Source organism: Pseudomonas sp. SC3(2021) (assembly GCF_019856535.1).
In the GTDB taxonomy this organism is placed as follows: domain Bacteria; phylum Pseudomonadota; class Gammaproteobacteria; order Pseudomonadales; family Pseudomonadaceae; genus Aquipseudomonas; species Aquipseudomonas monsensis.
Genome location: NZ_CP082236.1, coordinates 4,796,193 through 4,810,843, shown reverse-complemented (window position 1 = coordinate 4,810,843; position 14,651 = coordinate 4,796,193). Strand labels below are relative to the sequence as shown.

General features: G+C 60.5%; 14 protein-coding genes. 12 read left to right on the top strand and 2 right to left on the bottom strand.

Features of this window, described 5'->3' with window-relative positions:
• Positions 1–34 precede the first annotated feature (34 nt).
• Positions 35–562: a GNAT family N-acetyltransferase gene (locus K5Y35_RS21495; protein ID WP_222832868.1), complete on the top strand. Its 528-nt coding sequence runs from the start codon at positions 35–37 to the stop codon at positions 560–562.
• Here K5Y35_RS21495 and K5Y35_RS21490 read toward each other — a convergent pair.
• Positions 546–1,511, bottom strand: a complete 966-nt coding sequence (locus K5Y35_RS21490) for a LysR family transcriptional regulator (protein ID WP_123468866.1) — start codon at positions 1,509–1,511, stop codon at positions 546–548. The genes K5Y35_RS21495 and K5Y35_RS21490 overlap by 17 nt on opposite strands.
• 298 nt (positions 1,512–1,809) lie before the next feature.
• Between K5Y35_RS21490 and argH the strand changes: the two genes are divergently transcribed.
• From argH to K5Y35_RS21435, 11 genes are all read left to right on the top strand, one after another.
• Entirely contained in the window at positions 1,810–3,237 is a 1,428-nt protein-coding gene (gene argH / locus K5Y35_RS21485; RefSeq protein ID WP_222832867.1) for an argininosuccinate lyase, read from the top strand.
• A 150-nt stretch (positions 3,238–3,387) separates the two neighbouring features.
• A complete protein-coding gene (locus K5Y35_RS21480) occupies positions 3,388–4,266 on the top strand; it encodes an amino acid ABC transporter permease (RefSeq protein ID WP_123468870.1) in 879 nt (292 codons plus the stop codon).
• Positions 4,267–4,276: 10 nt separating this feature from the next.
• The gene (locus K5Y35_RS21475) at positions 4,277–5,041 is read left to right on the top strand and encodes an amino acid ABC transporter ATP-binding protein (protein ID WP_123468872.1); all 765 of its coding nucleotides are present in this window, start codon (positions 4,277–4,279) and stop codon (positions 5,039–5,041) included.
• A 38-nt stretch (positions 5,042–5,079) separates the two neighbouring features.
• Positions 5,080–5,904 carry an ABC transporter substrate-binding protein gene (locus K5Y35_RS21470; RefSeq protein ID WP_123468874.1) on the top strand — a complete coding sequence of 275 codons (825 nt, stop codon included), beginning with the start codon at positions 5,080–5,082 and terminating at the stop codon, positions 5,902–5,904.
• Between the two features lie 137 nt (positions 5,905–6,041).
• Positions 6,042–6,890 (top strand): polysaccharide deacetylase family protein, encoded by an 849-nt coding sequence (locus tag K5Y35_RS21465; RefSeq protein WP_123468876.1) that lies wholly within the window; start codon positions 6,042–6,044, stop codon positions 6,888–6,890.
• On the top strand, positions 6,883–7,785 hold the full coding sequence (locus K5Y35_RS21460) for a polysaccharide deacetylase family protein (RefSeq protein WP_222832866.1): 903 nt from the start codon (positions 6,883–6,885) through the stop codon (positions 7,783–7,785). The genes K5Y35_RS21465 and K5Y35_RS21460 overlap by 8 nt, the downstream gene beginning before the upstream one ends.
• A complete protein-coding gene (locus tag K5Y35_RS21455; protein WP_222832865.1) occupies positions 7,782–9,131 on the top strand; it encodes an MmgE/PrpD family protein in 1,350 nt (449 codons plus the stop codon). The genes K5Y35_RS21460 and K5Y35_RS21455 overlap by 4 nt, the downstream gene beginning before the upstream one ends.
• 81 nt (positions 9,132–9,212) lie before the next feature.
• Positions 9,213–10,391, top strand: a complete 1,179-nt coding sequence (locus K5Y35_RS21450) for an MFS transporter (protein WP_222832864.1) — start codon at positions 9,213–9,215, stop codon at positions 10,389–10,391.
• A 156-nt stretch (positions 10,392–10,547) separates the two neighbouring features.
• Positions 10,548–11,237 carry an HPP family protein gene (locus K5Y35_RS21445; protein ID WP_222832863.1) on the top strand — a complete coding sequence of 230 codons (690 nt, stop codon included), beginning with the start codon at positions 10,548–10,550 and terminating at the stop codon, positions 11,235–11,237.
• 260 nt (positions 11,238–11,497) lie between these two features.
• Positions 11,498–12,604, top strand: coding sequence for an enoyl-CoA hydratase/isomerase family protein (locus tag K5Y35_RS21440; protein ID WP_222832862.1), 1,107 nt, complete (start codon positions 11,498–11,500; stop codon positions 12,602–12,604).
• Positions 12,605–12,607: 3 nt separating this feature from the next.
• Positions 12,608–13,759 (top strand): acyl-CoA dehydrogenase family protein, encoded by a 1,152-nt coding sequence (locus K5Y35_RS21435; protein ID WP_123468888.1) that lies wholly within the window; start codon positions 12,608–12,610, stop codon positions 13,757–13,759.
• 117 nt (positions 13,760–13,876) lie between these two features.
• Here the strand turns inward: K5Y35_RS21435 and K5Y35_RS21430 are convergent, their stop codons facing one another.
• A complete protein-coding gene (locus tag K5Y35_RS21430) occupies positions 13,877–14,650 on the bottom strand; it encodes an enoyl-CoA hydratase (protein WP_123468890.1) in 774 nt (257 codons plus the stop codon).
• Position 14,651: the final 1 nt, after the last annotated feature.

Here is a 14,651-nt window from a genome sequence, read left to right as displayed (position 1 = left end):
AGCCAGTGGCAGCACCTGAAGGGATTTAGTGACCATGCATTTTGTTGTACGTCGGGCGCAGCAGCGTGATGCCGCCGCCCTCCCCGCCATCGAACGTTCGGCCGCCGAATTGTTTCGCGTAGACCCTACCCTCGCCTGGCTGGCCGATGCCCCCGTGCCCGATGCCGAACAGCGCTTACAGGCAATCCGCAGCGTTTTGGTGTGGGTGGCCGAACACACTGATCAGCAACTTGGCGGTTTTCTGCGGGCGGTGGAAGTCGACAACCAACTGCACGTTGAGGAACTGTCCGTCAGCCAACATTTTCAGGGTCAGGGAATGGGTCGCAAGTTGCTGTTGATGGCCATTGAGTACGCCGCTGAGCAGCAACTTCGCGCCGTCACCCTGACAACATTTTCCGATCTGCCGTGGAACGCACCGTTTTATCAAAAAATCGGCTTTAGCCTGTTAACCCCGCAAGAAACACCGGCGCATCTACTCGATGCGTTAAACAGCGAAGCAGCCCACGGATTGCCGATTGAACGGCGTTGCGCCATGCATCTTGAACTCAAACCGCAGCCTTGAGATCGACCCCCAACGCTTGGGCAAACGCCTTGACCAACGGACTGCGCACCGTGTTGTGACGCAGGATCAGATTGAACGGCGTAACGATGTGAATCCGCTGCGGCAGCACCGCACGAAACTCCCCGGCCGCGACCAGTGTTGCAGCGTAATGCTCGGGCAGAAAACCCACGAAACGGCCGGTCTTGATCAGCAATGCCACGGCCTCGACCTGAGTGGCAGAGGCGGAAAAACTGTCATAGCGCGCATAGTTGAGCTTATCGCGGTGGATCGCATAGCGGTGGTTGATGCACTCGTAATCCTGCAGCACATTGCCGCTCATTTGCGTCTCGGGCATATCGAACAGCGGATGACCGAGCGCACAGTAAACTTGCGAGCGCTCCTCATACAGCGAGTAATAATCAAACTCTTCACGGCGTTGATAAACCGGAACAATTCCAGCAACTAATCGACCTTCTACGACACCTCTTTCAATCTCATCCAGCTGCGACGCCTGAAGTTGAAATCTTACTTTTGGCGACTCTTCATTGATTTTCTTCAGCGCTGCAACTAACGGCGAACCAGGATCGCTGATCGTATTGTCGATAACGCCCACACCCAGATCACCAATAAGTTCGTTTTGTGCAGAACTAAGCCGGTCACGGAAGTTGTCGACAGAGGCAAATAGATCAATTGACGCCTGATACACCAGGCGCCCTTCTTCGGTGAGGTGAAACCCCTCGCGCCCACGGGTACACAAACGCATGCCGATACGGATTTCCAGATCGGAGATCTGCTTGCTGATGGCCGCCAGGCCCACATTCAGCTCGTTCTGCGCGGCGCTGAAGCCTCCAGCTTCGACCACGGCCTTGAACACCTTGAGCAGTTTGAAGTCCAGTCCGCTGAGGGCCAGCGGTGCTCGGTGAGCCGTTTTGACCGGCGGGTTTCCGGAATTGGAAAGTGGGGTTTCCATAATGCTGATTTACCTCTGGCGCAATGTTCAACAATCTGTGTCCAACAACAAAAACATCGCCGACTAATAATAATGATCACAGAAAACACGGCTTGGCAACTGCCAGAAAATCCCGAACATCAGTGCCAACTGACTGATCGCCAAACATTAAAAGCTGACACTTCGATCAGCTCTCGCGACATTGCAACTGCCCTCTTGAAAACTGCTTTGGCCTGAATCCGTCCGCTGATTGTTCAGCCGGAATTTGCAGGTCATGCACACCGATTTCAGTTCGCGTTACCGACGAGGAAAACAACCAATGTCTCAAACCACCGACCGTCTCTGGGGCGCCCGATTCAAAAGCGGCCCGTCCGCTGCCCTGGCGGCGTTGTCCCGTTGCCCTGAGCGCTATTTCCGTCTCACCCCGTACGACTTGGCCGGTTCCAAGGCGCATGCCGGTGAACTGCAGCGTGCCGGTCTGCTCACCGAGCAGGAAACCCGGACCATGCTCGCCGCGCTGGACGCCATCGGTGCAGACTTCCGCGCTGGCAGCATCGCCCCGACGCTGGACGACGAAGACGTTCACACCTTCATCGAACGCCTGCTGACCGAGCGCCTCGGCGCCTTGGGCGGCAAGCTGCGCGCCGGGCGTTCGCGCAACGACCAGACCGCCAACGATCTGCGTCTGTTCCTGCGTGACCATGTGCGCACCCTGGCCGTGGAAGTCCTCACTCTGCAACAGGCGCTGGTCGACCAGGCCGAACAGCATGTCGAAAGCATCTGTCCCGGTTTTACGCACTTGCAGCAGGCGCAGCCGATCGTCTTCGCCCACCATTTGCTGGCTCACGCGCAGTCGATGCTGCGTGATGTGCAACGGTTGGTGGACTGGGACGCCCGCACCTCGTTGTCGCCACTCGGTGCTGCCGCCATGGCCGGTTCTGCCATTGCTCGCCAGCCGCAGCAATCGGCAAAGGAAATGGGCTATGCCGGCGTCTGCGAGAACTCCATCGACGCCGTCGCCAGCCGCGATCACGTGGCCGAATTCCTGTTCATCGCCAGCATGCTGGGGATCAACATTTCACGTCTGGCCGAAGAGTTTTGCCTGTGGTCGTCGCGCCAGTTCCGCTGGGTTGATCTGGACGATGCCTACGCCACCGGCAGTTCGATCATGCCGCAGAAGAAAAACCCGGACATCGCCGAACTGGCGCGGGGCAAGGCCGGGCGCTTGATCGGCAATCTCACCGGTTTGCTCTCGACGCTCAAATCCCTGCCACTGTCGTACAACCGCGATCTGAGCGAAGACAAGAACGGCGTGCTCGACAGTGTCGACACCTTGTTGCTGGTGCTCCCGGCGATGGCCGGGATGGTCGCGACCATGACCGTCAACGTGGCAGAACTGCGGCGTCAGGCACCTCTCGGTTTCACACTCGCCACCGAAGTCGCCGACTGGTTGGCGATGCGCGGCGTGCCTTTCAAGGAAGCGCACGAAATCACCGGCGCGCTGGTGCAGGCCTGCGAGAAACATGGCATCGAATTATGGGAAGCCTCGCCGGCGCTGCTGACCGAGATCGATCCGCGCCTGACCGCTGATGTACGCGACAGCCTGACGCTGGAGGCCGCCATCGCTGCCCGTAGCGGTTGGGGCGGTACCGCGCCGCAACAGGTGCGCGAGCAGATCGGCCGCTTGAAAACCGCCCTCGCCGCGCAACAGCAGTGGACGGAAAACTACCAGGGCTTCCGCCTCTAACGGCCATGGCACATAACCTTGTGGGAGCGAGCTTGCTCGCGAATGCGGTGTGTCATTCAACCTCGATGTCGCCTGACACGGCCTATTCGCGAGCAAGCTCGCTCCCACAGTGATCGTGTTGGATTTGAAAGTACAGTTCGGAGAAACACCATGAGCCAGACTCAGGCAGAACGACTCCAGGCGGAGCGCAAACTGGCGGAAAACCAGTTCGATATCACCCAGTACCAGCATGTGCCACGGCGCTACTACGGGCGGATTTTTTTCGCCACGCTGATCGTCATCGCGATCATCGGCCTGGTGCGCGCCTTCGCCGAAGGCAAGATCGAATGGTCGTACATCGGCCAGTTCCTGACCTCCCAGGCGATCATGTGGGGCCTGTTCAACACCATCATCATGGCCGTCCTGGCGATGGCGCTGGGCATCGTGTTCGGGGTGATCACGGCGATCATGCGCATGTCGGCCAACCCGATCCTGCGCTACGTGGCGCTGACCTACACCTGGCTGTTTCGCGGTACGCCGCTGATTCTGCAACTGCTGCTGTGGTTCAACCTGGCGCTGATTTTCCCCACCATCGGCATTCCCGGGCTGTTCGAACTCGACACCGTGAGCCTGATGACCCCGTTCGTGGCAGCGCTGCTCGGTTTGAGCATCAACCAGGGCGCCTACACCGCTGAAGTGGTGCGCGCCGGCCTGCTGTCAGTGGACACCGGGCAGTACGAAGCAGCCAAGTCGATCGGCATGCCGCGTCTGCAGGCGCTGCGCCGGATCATCCTGCCGCAGGCCATGCGCATCATTATTCCGCCGGTCGGCAACGAATTCATCGGCATGGTCAAGATGACCTCACTGGCGAGCGTGATCCAGTACTCGGAACTGCTCTACAACGCCCAGAACATTTACTACGCCAACGCCCGAGTGATGGAGCTGCTGATCGTTGCCGGTATCTGGTACCTGGCCACTGTCACCGTGCTGTCCTTTGGTCAAAGCCGCCTGGAGCGTCGCTTTGCTCGCGGCGCCGGCAAGCGTTCTTGAGGAATCGAACATGAGAAGCATCGTCAAGGCCGTCAGCCTGAACAAGTATTACGACCAGTACCACGCGCTCAAGGACATCAACATCGAAGTCGAGCAAGGCGAAGTGCTGTGCATCATCGGCCCGTCCGGCTCGGGCAAGAGCACCCTGCTGCGCTGCGTCAACCAGTTGGAAAAGATCGACAAGGGCGGCTTGTGGGTCGACGGCGAACTGGTCGGCTATCGGGTCGCAGGCAACAAACTGCACGAACTCAATGAGTCGCAGATTGCCCGCCAGCGCCTGGCGACCGGCATGGTGTTCCAGCGCTTCAACCTGTTTCCGCACATGACTGTGCTGCAAAACATCATCGAAGGCCCGTGCCAGGTGCTCAAGCGCTCGCCCAAGGAAGCCCACGAAGAAGCCTTGGAACTGCTGGCCCGCGTCGGCCTGGCCGACAAACGCAACAGCTACCCGATCGAACTTTCGGGTGGTCAGCAGCAACGAGTCGCCATCGCCAGGGCCCTGGCCATGCGCCCGAAACTGATGCTGTTCGATGAACCCACTTCGGCACTCGACCCGGAACTGGTCGGTGAGGTGCTGTCGGTCATGCGCGATCTGGCGCAGACCGGCATGACCATGATCGTCGTCACCCATGAACTGGGCTTCGCCCGCGAAGTTTCCAATCGCATGGTGTTCATGGACGGCGGGCAGATCGTGGAGGCTGGAAGCCCCGAAGAAATACTAATAAGTCCGCAAAACCCGCGCACCCAAAGCTTCATTTCTGCCGTTCGAACCTAAGCACCGATTGGTGCCACAACACTCATAAGAGAACGACCATGAAGAATTTCGTAATCCCCGCTGCACTCGCTTCTGTCATGTCTTGCGGTTTTGCCGTGGCCGCCGATCTGCCGGCCGGCATCAAGGAAAAAGGCGAGATCGTCGTGGCAATCATGCCGAACTATCCGCCGATGGACTTCAAGGACCCGGCCACCAACACCCTCACAGGCCTGGACTATGACCTGGGCAACGCGCTGGCCGAACGTCTGGGGGTGAAGATCAAATGGCAGGAAACCGGCTTCGAGCAAATGATCAATGCACTGACCACCGACCGCGTCGACATGGTGTTGTCGGGCATGACCGACACCGCCGAGCGCCAGGCCAGTGTGACCTTCGTCGACTACTTCACCAGCGGCCCGCAGTTCTACACCTTGCAGAAGAACACCGCGACCAACGAGATCATCGACCTGTGCGGCAAGAAAGTCGGCACCAGCCGTCGCACCACATTCCCGGCGGAAATCGCCGCGTGGAGCAAGGCCAACTGTGAGGCGGCCGGCAAACCGGCGATCAACGTGATCGGCACCGAAGGCTCGGCCGACGCCCGTGCGCAACTGCGCCAGAGCCGGATCGATGCGGCGATGCAGGGCAGCGAAACGCTGTCGTACCTCAAGACCCAGGAAAAGGACATGTACAAGACCGTCGGCCAGCCGATCTCGGTGCAGTTCACTGGCCTTGGCGTGAGCAAGAAAAAACCCGAGCTGAGCGCAGCGGTAAAAGTCGCGTTGCAGAGCATGGTCGATGACGGCAGCTACAACGCAATTCTGAAGAAGTGGGACCTGGAGCTGGGCGCGATCAAGGAAGTGACGATCAACGCCGGTCAGTAACACTTCGCCGCAGCTCCCTGCAGGAGCTGCCGCGGACTGCGATCTTTTGATCTTGATCTTGAAAACACGTTCAAGATCGCAGCCTGCGGTAGCTCCTGCAGGATTTGGCGTTCACCCATGAATAACGGAGCGCTGTGATGTCCTCCTTGCCTCAACCGGCCTGGCCCGAGCAGCACAAAGCCTGCCTCGCCCTGGCCTTCGACCTCGACGGCCCGACCGGCGATGCGATGCTCAACGGCTCGATCTGGCACAAGCCCGAATACTTCGGTTTCGGTGGTTATGGCCCTTACCGCGCCCTGCCCCGGCTCCTCGATCTGCTCGACGCCTTTAATATTCCGACCACGTTCTTCGTCCCGGCCTGGGTCGTGGAGAACTGGCCAACGCAGTGCCAGGCCATCGTCGAACGTGGCCATGAAGTGGCCTACCACGGTTACAAACACGAATCCTTCTACGCCCTGACGCTGGAACAACAGCAAGCCGTGATGGCGAAATCAAGGGACGTGTTCTGGCAACACCTGCACATCCGCGCCGAAGGCTTTCGCACACCATCCGGCGACTGGCGCGCACAAACCCCGGCGATGCTCGCTGACGCCGGCGTCATCTATTCCAGCAGCATGCGCGGCGATGATCGTCCGTATCTGGTCAACGTCCCCGGTCACAGCACACCGCTGGTGGAAATCCCCGGTCGTTGGGAGATGGACGATTACGCCTCTCTCGCCTACACCCGCGCGCCGAATTTCCCGTCGGGGCTGGATCGCACCGCCAGCTACGCACTGACCCTCGATAACTGGAAGCGTGAGTACGACGGCGCCATGGATGAAGGCCTGTGCCTGACCACCCTGTTTCACCCGAAAATCACCGGTAAACCGGGACGCATCCTGTTGCTGGAGCAACTTTTCGAACACATGCGCCAACGCGATGACGTGTGGTTCGCCACTTGCCGCGACGTCGCCCGCTGGTGGCTGAAGGAGCATCACCATGGCTGACTTCGCTGTTTTGCCCAACCAGGTCTGGCCCGAAGGCAAGCGCTGCGCCGTGGTCCTGACCGTCGATTACAACGACATCCACGGCATTTTGACTCAGGCCCCGGAAGTGGCCGGACGCGACAAGACCCTGTCGGTGTGGCGCTATGGCACGCAACGCGGCGTCGATCGTCTGCTCCGGTTGTTCGAGGAACTCGGGGTGACCAGCAGTTGGTTCGTCCCTGGTATCGTCGCCGAGGAAAACCCGCAGCACATTGCGGCGATCAAGGCTGGCGGCCATGAGATTGCCTGCGCCGGCTATCGCCATCTGGACTACGACCTTCTCGACCTTGCGACGCAAAGTGCCGAGGTCGCCAAGGGTTGTGCCGCGCTCCACGCATTGACCGGCGAACGGCCGAGCGGCTTCCGCATTCCCGCCGGCAACGGCGCGCCAGGGTTTATCGAAGCGCTCAAGGGTCATGGCATACGCTGGTGCTCATCGTGGCGTGGCGACGACTTGCCGTTTGCTCATCCAACGGCCCCCGATGTCATCGAACTACCGCTGCATTACGAACTGGAAGACGAGCCGTACTTCGCCTTCAACCTGAGCCCGGCGGTGCCGCCGGCACAATCGCGTATCGCCTCCTACAGCCACACGCTGGACAACCTGCAGATGGACTTCGCCGGGTTCCACCGGTTCGGTCTGTGCTATGTGCTGCGCCTGCACCCGGAAATCATTGCCACGCCAGGACGGATCGGCGTGCTGCGCGAATTGCTGCAAGGCATTCAAAAGCATGACGACGTGTGGATCGCCAGCGGCGCCGAGGTCGCGCAGTGGTGGGCGCAATCGGCGCAACAGGTGAGCGCCGATCATCCGGCATCGGTCTATGAGCGGCACTATCGGGACTACCTCGTATGACCCAGCGCATGCAGCGTCTGGCGCAGTTTTGCGTCGCGACACACTTCGACGATGTGCCACCGGCACTCGTCGAGCAAGCCAAGCGGCACATCCTCGACACCTTTGGCGCAGCGCTGGCCGGGGCGGACAGCGCCGTGGCGTTTCAGTCGCGGCGCGTGCTGGCAAGCGAGTCCGGTCCGGTGCCCGTCTGGGGCACTTCGTTTCGGGTCGGCGCGGGTCAGGCAGCGCTGCTCAATGGTATCGCCGCCCATGCGCTGGAGCTGGACGACACTGGTGGTTGCGATCACTCCGGTGCGGTGGTGTTGCCGGCAATCATGGCTGCGCTTTCGTTGAGCGACAGGACCATCAGTGGTCGCGAGTTGATCACGGCAGTGGTGATCGGCTATGAAATCGGCCGGCGTGTACTGGAAGCCTGTGGCAGCTATTCGGCGCATAACGGCGCAGGCTGGCATTCGACCGCCACCTGCGGAGTGTTCGGCGCTGCGGCGGCGTGCTCGCGGATTCTGCGCCTGGATGTGCAGCAGACAGTGGCCGCGCTGGGCATCGCCGGCAGCTTCAGTGGCGGTCTGTGGGCGTTCATCCACGACGGCTCACAGAGTAAAAAACTGCACAGCGGTCGCGCCGCCGAAGGCGGATTGCTGGCGGCGCGGTTTGCCCGCGAGGGGATCAGCGGCCCCACGCTACTGTTCGATGAAGTCTGGGGTGGTTTTCTCAAGACCTTCGCAGGTGACAACGCGCGCCCTGACGCGCTGGACGCCGATCTGGGCGCGGTGTGGAAGCTCGCGCGTTGTTCGATCAAACCCTACGCGGCCTGTCGCGGAACGCATTCGGCCATCGACGCGCTTGGGTTGTTGCTGGCGCAACTGCAGGTCGGCGCTGATCAGGTCGAGGATGTACAGGTGCGTTTGTGCCCGTTCCTGCAAGACATGTGTGGCGGGCGCGATGTCGGCAGTCTGGCTGCCGCGCAAATGAGCCTGCCGTATGCACTTGCGTCGCGGCTGGTGCATGGCCACTGTCGGCTGGAGGCTTACGACGAAGGGCCACGCCATGCCCCACATATCGCCTGGTGGCTGACGCGCATTCACCTTGAAGTTGATCCGCAGCTGTCCGAGGATGGCGAGCCGTGGTTGACACTTCGCACCGTCGATGGACGCATGGCCAGCCTGTGTGTCGAGGTGCCGCTGGGCGCACCGGGCAATCCGCTGAGTGATGCGGCACTGGAGGAGAAGTTTTTCAGCCTGGCGTTGCGGGTGTTACCGCGCGGGCAGGCTGACGGGTTGCTGGACGCTGTGCGGCGACTGGAGAGCCTCGAATCTGTGGGCGATCTGGATCGGTGGCTGATGTGATGAGTGTGTCGCCTCGCGATGCAGCCGACTCGGTGCCCAGCCGATCACAAAAACAACTGAAATAAGGACATTCGCCCCACCGTGGCCACCTACTCGCTCGTTATCCGTCGCCTGATGATCGTCTCGCTGACCATCGTGGTCAGCCGCGCCATCACCAGTCCGCTGCTCACACTGTTCCTGAGCAACAAGCTCGGGCTAAACCAGCAGGACGTCGGTCTGCTCCTGGGTATCGCGGTGTTCATCGCGACCCTGCTCGCACTGTATGGCGGCTACATCATCGACCGCCTGGAAAAGCGCCGGTTGCTGATTCTCGCCATGCTTTCCAGCGCCGTGGGCTTTGTCCTGCTGACGTTCGCCCAAAACCTTTATCTGACCACCGTTACCCTGATCATCACCGAAACCGCCTCGGCGTTGTTCCTGATCGGCTCCAAGGCAATCCTCAGTGAAAACCTGCCTATGAGCCAACGGGCCAAGGCGTTCTCCCTGCGCTATACGCTGACCAACATCGGTTACGCCACCGGGCCGATGCTCGGCGTGGTGATTGCCGGGGTCTACCCTGTTGCGCCGTTCCTGATCGCCGCCGCGATTGCCTTCGCCAGTGTGTTTCTGATGAGCGGGATTCCCAGGGATTCCGGCCCGGTTACCGCCATCGGCCAACCGCAAAGCTTTCTGAAAACCCTGCTCACCCTGAAAAACGACCGCACGCTGATCATGTTCACCTGCGGTTGCCTGCTCAGCACCGTGGTGCACGGGCGCTTCACCCTGTACCTGTCGCAATACCTGCTGGTGGTCGAAGACTCGAAAAGCGCCCTGCAGACCATGGCCGCCCTGCTCGCCTGCAATGCCATCACGGTGATCCTGCTGCAATACCAGATCGGTCGCTTCCTCAGTCGCGAAAAGTTGCGCTACTGGATTGCTGCTGGCACCAGCCTGTTCATTCTTGGGTTGATCGGTTTCAGTCTGGCCAACAGCCTGCTCACCTGGTGCATCGCGATGTTCATCTTCACTCTGGGTGAAATGATCATTTACCCGTCGGAGTTCCTGTTCGTCGACACCCTGGCTCCGGAAGAATTGCGTGGCAGCTACTACGGCGCACAGAATCTGGCGGCTCTGGGCGGCGCGTTGAGTCCGGTGATCTGCGGATTCCTGCTGATGCACACTCCGGCGCCAACGATGTTCTATGCGCTGAGCGCGTTGACCGCAATGGGTGGACTGCTGTGCTTCATGAGCGGGAGACGCGTCGCTTTAACTCAAAAATAATGCACTGAAGCAGCATTTATATGAATTTGTCAGCATCGAGTTTGCACGGCACACTGTGCGCGTTCCTCCCCCAATAGTTGGAACGCTTCGAGGACTTTCCGGATTGCCGGACAGTCCTTTTTTTTGCCTCGAATTTGCTGCAAGGACCCGATTTAAATGCTCGCTCGCTGGTTGCCCGCTGCCATCAACACCCGTCCCACCGAATGGAGCCGCGCCGCCATCGGCATGGCGCTGGGCACCTTGTTCAGTGTGTGGGCGTGCAGTCAGGTGTTCGGCATCGAGGTCGCGTATCACCTGATCGGGCCGCTGGGCGCTTCAGCCGTGTTGCTATTTGCCGTGTCTTCCGGCGCCCTCGCACAGCCATGGTCGATCATCGGCGGCTACTTGTGCGCCAGCGTTGTCGCGCTGCTGGTGGCCCACGTCCTCGGCCGAACCCTCGGCAGCGCTTGCCTGGCGGCGGGCATGGCGTTGATCCTGATGTGCTGGCTGCGTTGCCTGCACCCACCGGCTGGTGCGCTCGCGCTGACGCTGGTGCTGGCCGATCCAGCCACCATCGCAATGGACTGGAAGGCCATGGAACCGGTGATGCTCGCCGCCGCGTGCATGCTGCTCAGCGCTCTGACCTACAACAACCTGACGCGCATCCGCTACCCGAAACGCCCGGCCGAACCAGCACCGGCACTGACGCCGGTCGATAGCCAGGCCATCACCGCCGCTGACTTGAAACTGGCATTGGCGGATATGGAAGCGTTTATCGACGTTACACCTGAAGATCTCGAACAACTGATTCATGCCAGCGAACTGCACGCCAAGCGTCGTAGCATCGGCGAAGTCTTCACTCGATAACGACCTGAATCCTTGTGGTGAGGGAGCTTGCTCCAGCTCGGCTGCTCAGCAGAGGCAGCCCCATGGTGTTGAATAATGGGGCCGCTTCGCAGCCCGCCGCGAGCAAGCTCCCGCCACAAAGACAATCTTGCGCCTGCTGCAAAAACGCAAACTCCCCCTGCACATATCCCCGTTGTACACGGCAAATTTGCACTGTTACGATCCGCTAACGCTCGCGCGCGAGCTTCTCGAATAAAGACAATAAAAGCAGGGAGTTAGTGATGACTGCTCAGGCTTCATCCCCGCGGACACCGTCCATGGATGCCACGCAAAACGAAGTGCTGGCCGAGGTTCGCAACCACATCGGTCACCTGACCCTCAACCGCCCCGCCGGCCTCAACGCCATCACCCTCGACATGGTTCGCCAACTGCAACGGCAGCTCGACACCTGGGCAACCGACAGCGATGTCCGCGCCGTGGTGCTACGCGGCGCCGGTGAAAAAGCCTTCTGCGCTGGCGGTGACATTCGTTCCCTTTACGACAGTTTCAAAAGCGGCGATACGCTGCACGAAGAGTTCTTCGTCGAGGAATACGCCCTCGACCTGACGATTCATCACTACCGCAAACCGGTGCTGGCCTTGATGGACGGTTTCGTCCTCGGCGGCGGCATGGGCCTGGTGCAAGGCGCGGATCTGCGCGTGGTCACCGAGAAGAGCCGTCTGGCGATGCCGGAAGTGGCGATCGGTTATTTCCCGGATGTCGGCGGCAGTTACTTCCTGCCGCGCATCCCCGGTGAGCTGGGAATTTATCTGGGTGTCAGCGGCGTGCAGATCCGCGCGGCCGATGCGCTGTATTGCGGGCTGGCCGACTGGTATGTCGACAGCCGTAAACTGGCGAGCCTCGATGAACAGCTCGATCACCTGGAATGGCATGACACGCCGCTCAAGGACCTGCAAAGCCTGCTCGCAAAAAACGGCGTGCAGACCCTGGCCGATGCACCGCTGCAAAAACTGCGTCCGGTCATCGACCACTTCTTCGCCTTGCCCGATGTGCCGAGCATGGTCGAGCAACTGCGTGCAGTCACGGTTGCCGACAGCCACGAATGGGCAACCGCCACCGCTGACCTCCTGGAAACCCGTTCGCCGCTGGCCATGGCCGTGACGCTGGAGATGCTCCGTCGTGGCCGGCACTTGAGCCTGGAACACTGCTTCGACCTCGAACTGCATCTGGATCGCCAGTGGTTCGAGCGCGGCGACCTGATCGAAGGCGTGCGCGCCCTGCTGATCGACAAAGACAAGACACCACGCTGGAACCCGCCGACCCTTGCTGCGCTGGACGCTGCGCATGTCGCGAGTTTCTTCCACGGGTTTGCTGAGAGCGGGAGCTGAGCCATGCACGATCTCGAACTGACTGAAGAACAAGTAATGATCCGCGACATGGCCCGGGACTTTGCCCGTGGCGAGATCGCGCCTCACGCGCAGGCCTGGGAAAAGGCTGGCTGGATTGATGACGCGCTGGTGGCGAAGATGGGTGAGCTGGGTTTGCTCGGCATGGTCGTACCTGAGGAATGGGGCGGCACTTACGTCGACTACGTGGCCTACGCCTTGGCGGTGGAAGAGATTTCCGCAGGCGACGGCGCGACCGGCGCCTTCATGAGCATCCACAACTCGGTAGGTTGTGGGCCGGTCATGAATTACGGCAGCGAAGCGCAGAAAAACACCTGGCTGGCCGACCTCGCCAGCGGTCAGGTGATTGGCTGTTTCTGCCTGACCGAACCACAGGCCGGCTCTGAAGCGCACAACCTGCGCACCCGCGCCGAACTGCGCGACGGCCAGTGGGTGATCAACGGCGCCAAGCAATTTGTCAGCAACGGCAAACGGGCGAAACTGGCGATCGTGTTTGCGGTGACCGATCCGGACTTGGGCAAGAAAGGCATTTCGGCGTTCCTCGTACCCACCGATACCCCCGGTTTCATTGTTGATCGCACCGAACACAAAATGGGCATCCGTGCCTCCGACACCTGTGCGGTGACGCTCAACAGCTGCAGCATTCCCGAGGCCAATCTGCTCGGCGAGCGCGGCAAGGGCCTGGCGATTGCCTTGTCCAACCTTGAGGGCGGCCGCATTGGCATCGCGGCTCAGGCGCTCGGCATTGCTCGCGCCGCGTTCGAAGCGGCGCTGGTGTATTCCCGCGATCGCATCCAGTTCGGCAAACCGATCAACGAACACCAGAGCATTGCCAACCTGCTGGCCGACATGCAGATGCAAATCAACGCCGCGCGCTTGATGATTTTGCATGCGGCGCGACTGCGTACGGCGGGCAAGCCGTGCTTGTCGGAGGCATCGCAGGCCAAGCTGTTCGCGTCGGAGATGGCCGAGAAGGTCTGCTCCTCGGCGATTCAGATTCATGGCGGGTATGGGTATCTGGAGGACTATCCGGTGGAGAAGTACTACCGCGATGCACGGATTACCCAGATTTATGAAGGCTCAAGCGAGATTCAGCGGATGGTGATTGCGCGGGAGCTGAAGAACTACCAGCTCTAAAAGCATCACGAGCAGGCTCACTCCTACAGGGTCTTCGGATGTACACAGAACCTGTGTCAACCGCAATTCCACTGTAGGAGTGAGCCTGCTCGCGATGAGGTCAGCTCAAAGGTTGCATTATTTGCCCTGAAACTCCGGCGCCCGCTTGGCCACAAACGCCGCCATCCCTTCCTTCTGATCCTGCGTGGCAAACGCCGCATGGAACACTCGGCGCTCGAAGCGCACGCCTTCGGTGAGGTTGACCTCAAAGGCACGGTTGACGCTTTCCTTGACCATCATCGCAATCGGCAGCGACTTGCCGGCAATCACCGCGGCGACCTTCAGCGCTTCGTCGAGCAACTCATCACTCGGCACGATCCGTGCGACGATGCCGCAACGCTCGGCTTCCACCGCGTCGATCATGCGCCCGCTCAAGCACATTTCCATGGCCTTGGCCTTGCCCACGGCACGGGTCAGGCGCTGGGTGCCGCCCATGCCCGGAAGCACGCCGAGGTTGATTTCCGGCTGACCGAATCTGGCGTTGTCACCGGCCAGGATGAAGTCGCACATCAGCGCCAATTCGCAGCCGCCACCGAGGGCGAAGCCGTTGACTGCCGCAATGATCGGCTTGCGACGGTTGGCGACGCGATCGCTGTCGCTGAACAGATCATCCATGTAGATCTGCGGGTAAGTCAGCTCGGCCATTTCCTTGATATCGGCACCGGCGGCGAAGGCTTTTTTCGAACCGGTGATAACGATGCAGCCGATGTTCGCATCCGCTTCCAGGCCATCGAGGGCGTGATTCACTTCACTGACCAGTTGCGCATTCAGGGCATTCAGCGCCTGGGGGCGGTTCAGGGTGATCAGGCCGACACGGTCGTGGACTTCCAGCAGAATCGTTTCGTAGCTCATA

Bases quoted from the DNA above. Each gene is read 5' to 3' on its own strand.
- K5Y35_RS21490 (WP_123468866.1), bottom strand. From the start codon at position 1,511: ATGGAAACCCCACTTTCCAATTCCGGAAACCCGCCGGTCAAAACGGCT.
- K5Y35_RS21495 (WP_222832868.1), top strand. From the start codon at position 35: ATGCATTTTGTTGTACGTCGGGCGCAGCAGCGTGATGCCGCCGCCCTC.
- K5Y35_RS21460 (WP_222832866.1), top strand. From the start codon at position 6,883: ATGGCTGACTTCGCTGTTTTGCCCAACCAGGTCTGGCCCGAAGGCAAG.
- K5Y35_RS21440 (WP_222832862.1), top strand. From the start codon at position 11,498: ATGACTGCTCAGGCTTCATCCCCGCGGACACCGTCCATGGATGCCACG.
- K5Y35_RS21475 (WP_123468872.1), top strand. From the start codon at position 4,277: ATGAGAAGCATCGTCAAGGCCGTCAGCCTGAACAAGTATTACGACCAG.
- K5Y35_RS21465 (WP_123468876.1), top strand. From the start codon at position 6,042: ATGTCCTCCTTGCCTCAACCGGCCTGGCCCGAGCAGCACAAAGCCTGC.
- K5Y35_RS21480 (WP_123468870.1), top strand. From the start codon at position 3,388: ATGAGCCAGACTCAGGCAGAACGACTCCAGGCGGAGCGCAAACTGGCG.
- K5Y35_RS21435 (WP_123468888.1), top strand. From the start codon at position 12,608: ATGCACGATCTCGAACTGACTGAAGAACAAGTAATGATCCGCGACATG.
- K5Y35_RS21470 (WP_123468874.1), top strand. From the start codon at position 5,080: ATGAAGAATTTCGTAATCCCCGCTGCACTCGCTTCTGTCATGTCTTGC.
- K5Y35_RS21430 (WP_123468890.1), bottom strand. From the start codon at position 14,650: ATGAGCTACGAAACGATTCTGCTGGAAGTCCACGACCGTGTCGGCCTG.
- argH (WP_222832867.1), top strand. From the start codon at position 1,810: ATGTCTCAAACCACCGACCGTCTCTGGGGCGCCCGATTCAAAAGCGGC.
- K5Y35_RS21445 (WP_222832863.1), top strand. From the start codon at position 10,548: ATGCTCGCTCGCTGGTTGCCCGCTGCCATCAACACCCGTCCCACCGAA.
- K5Y35_RS21455 (WP_222832865.1), top strand. From the start codon at position 7,782: ATGACCCAGCGCATGCAGCGTCTGGCGCAGTTTTGCGTCGCGACACAC.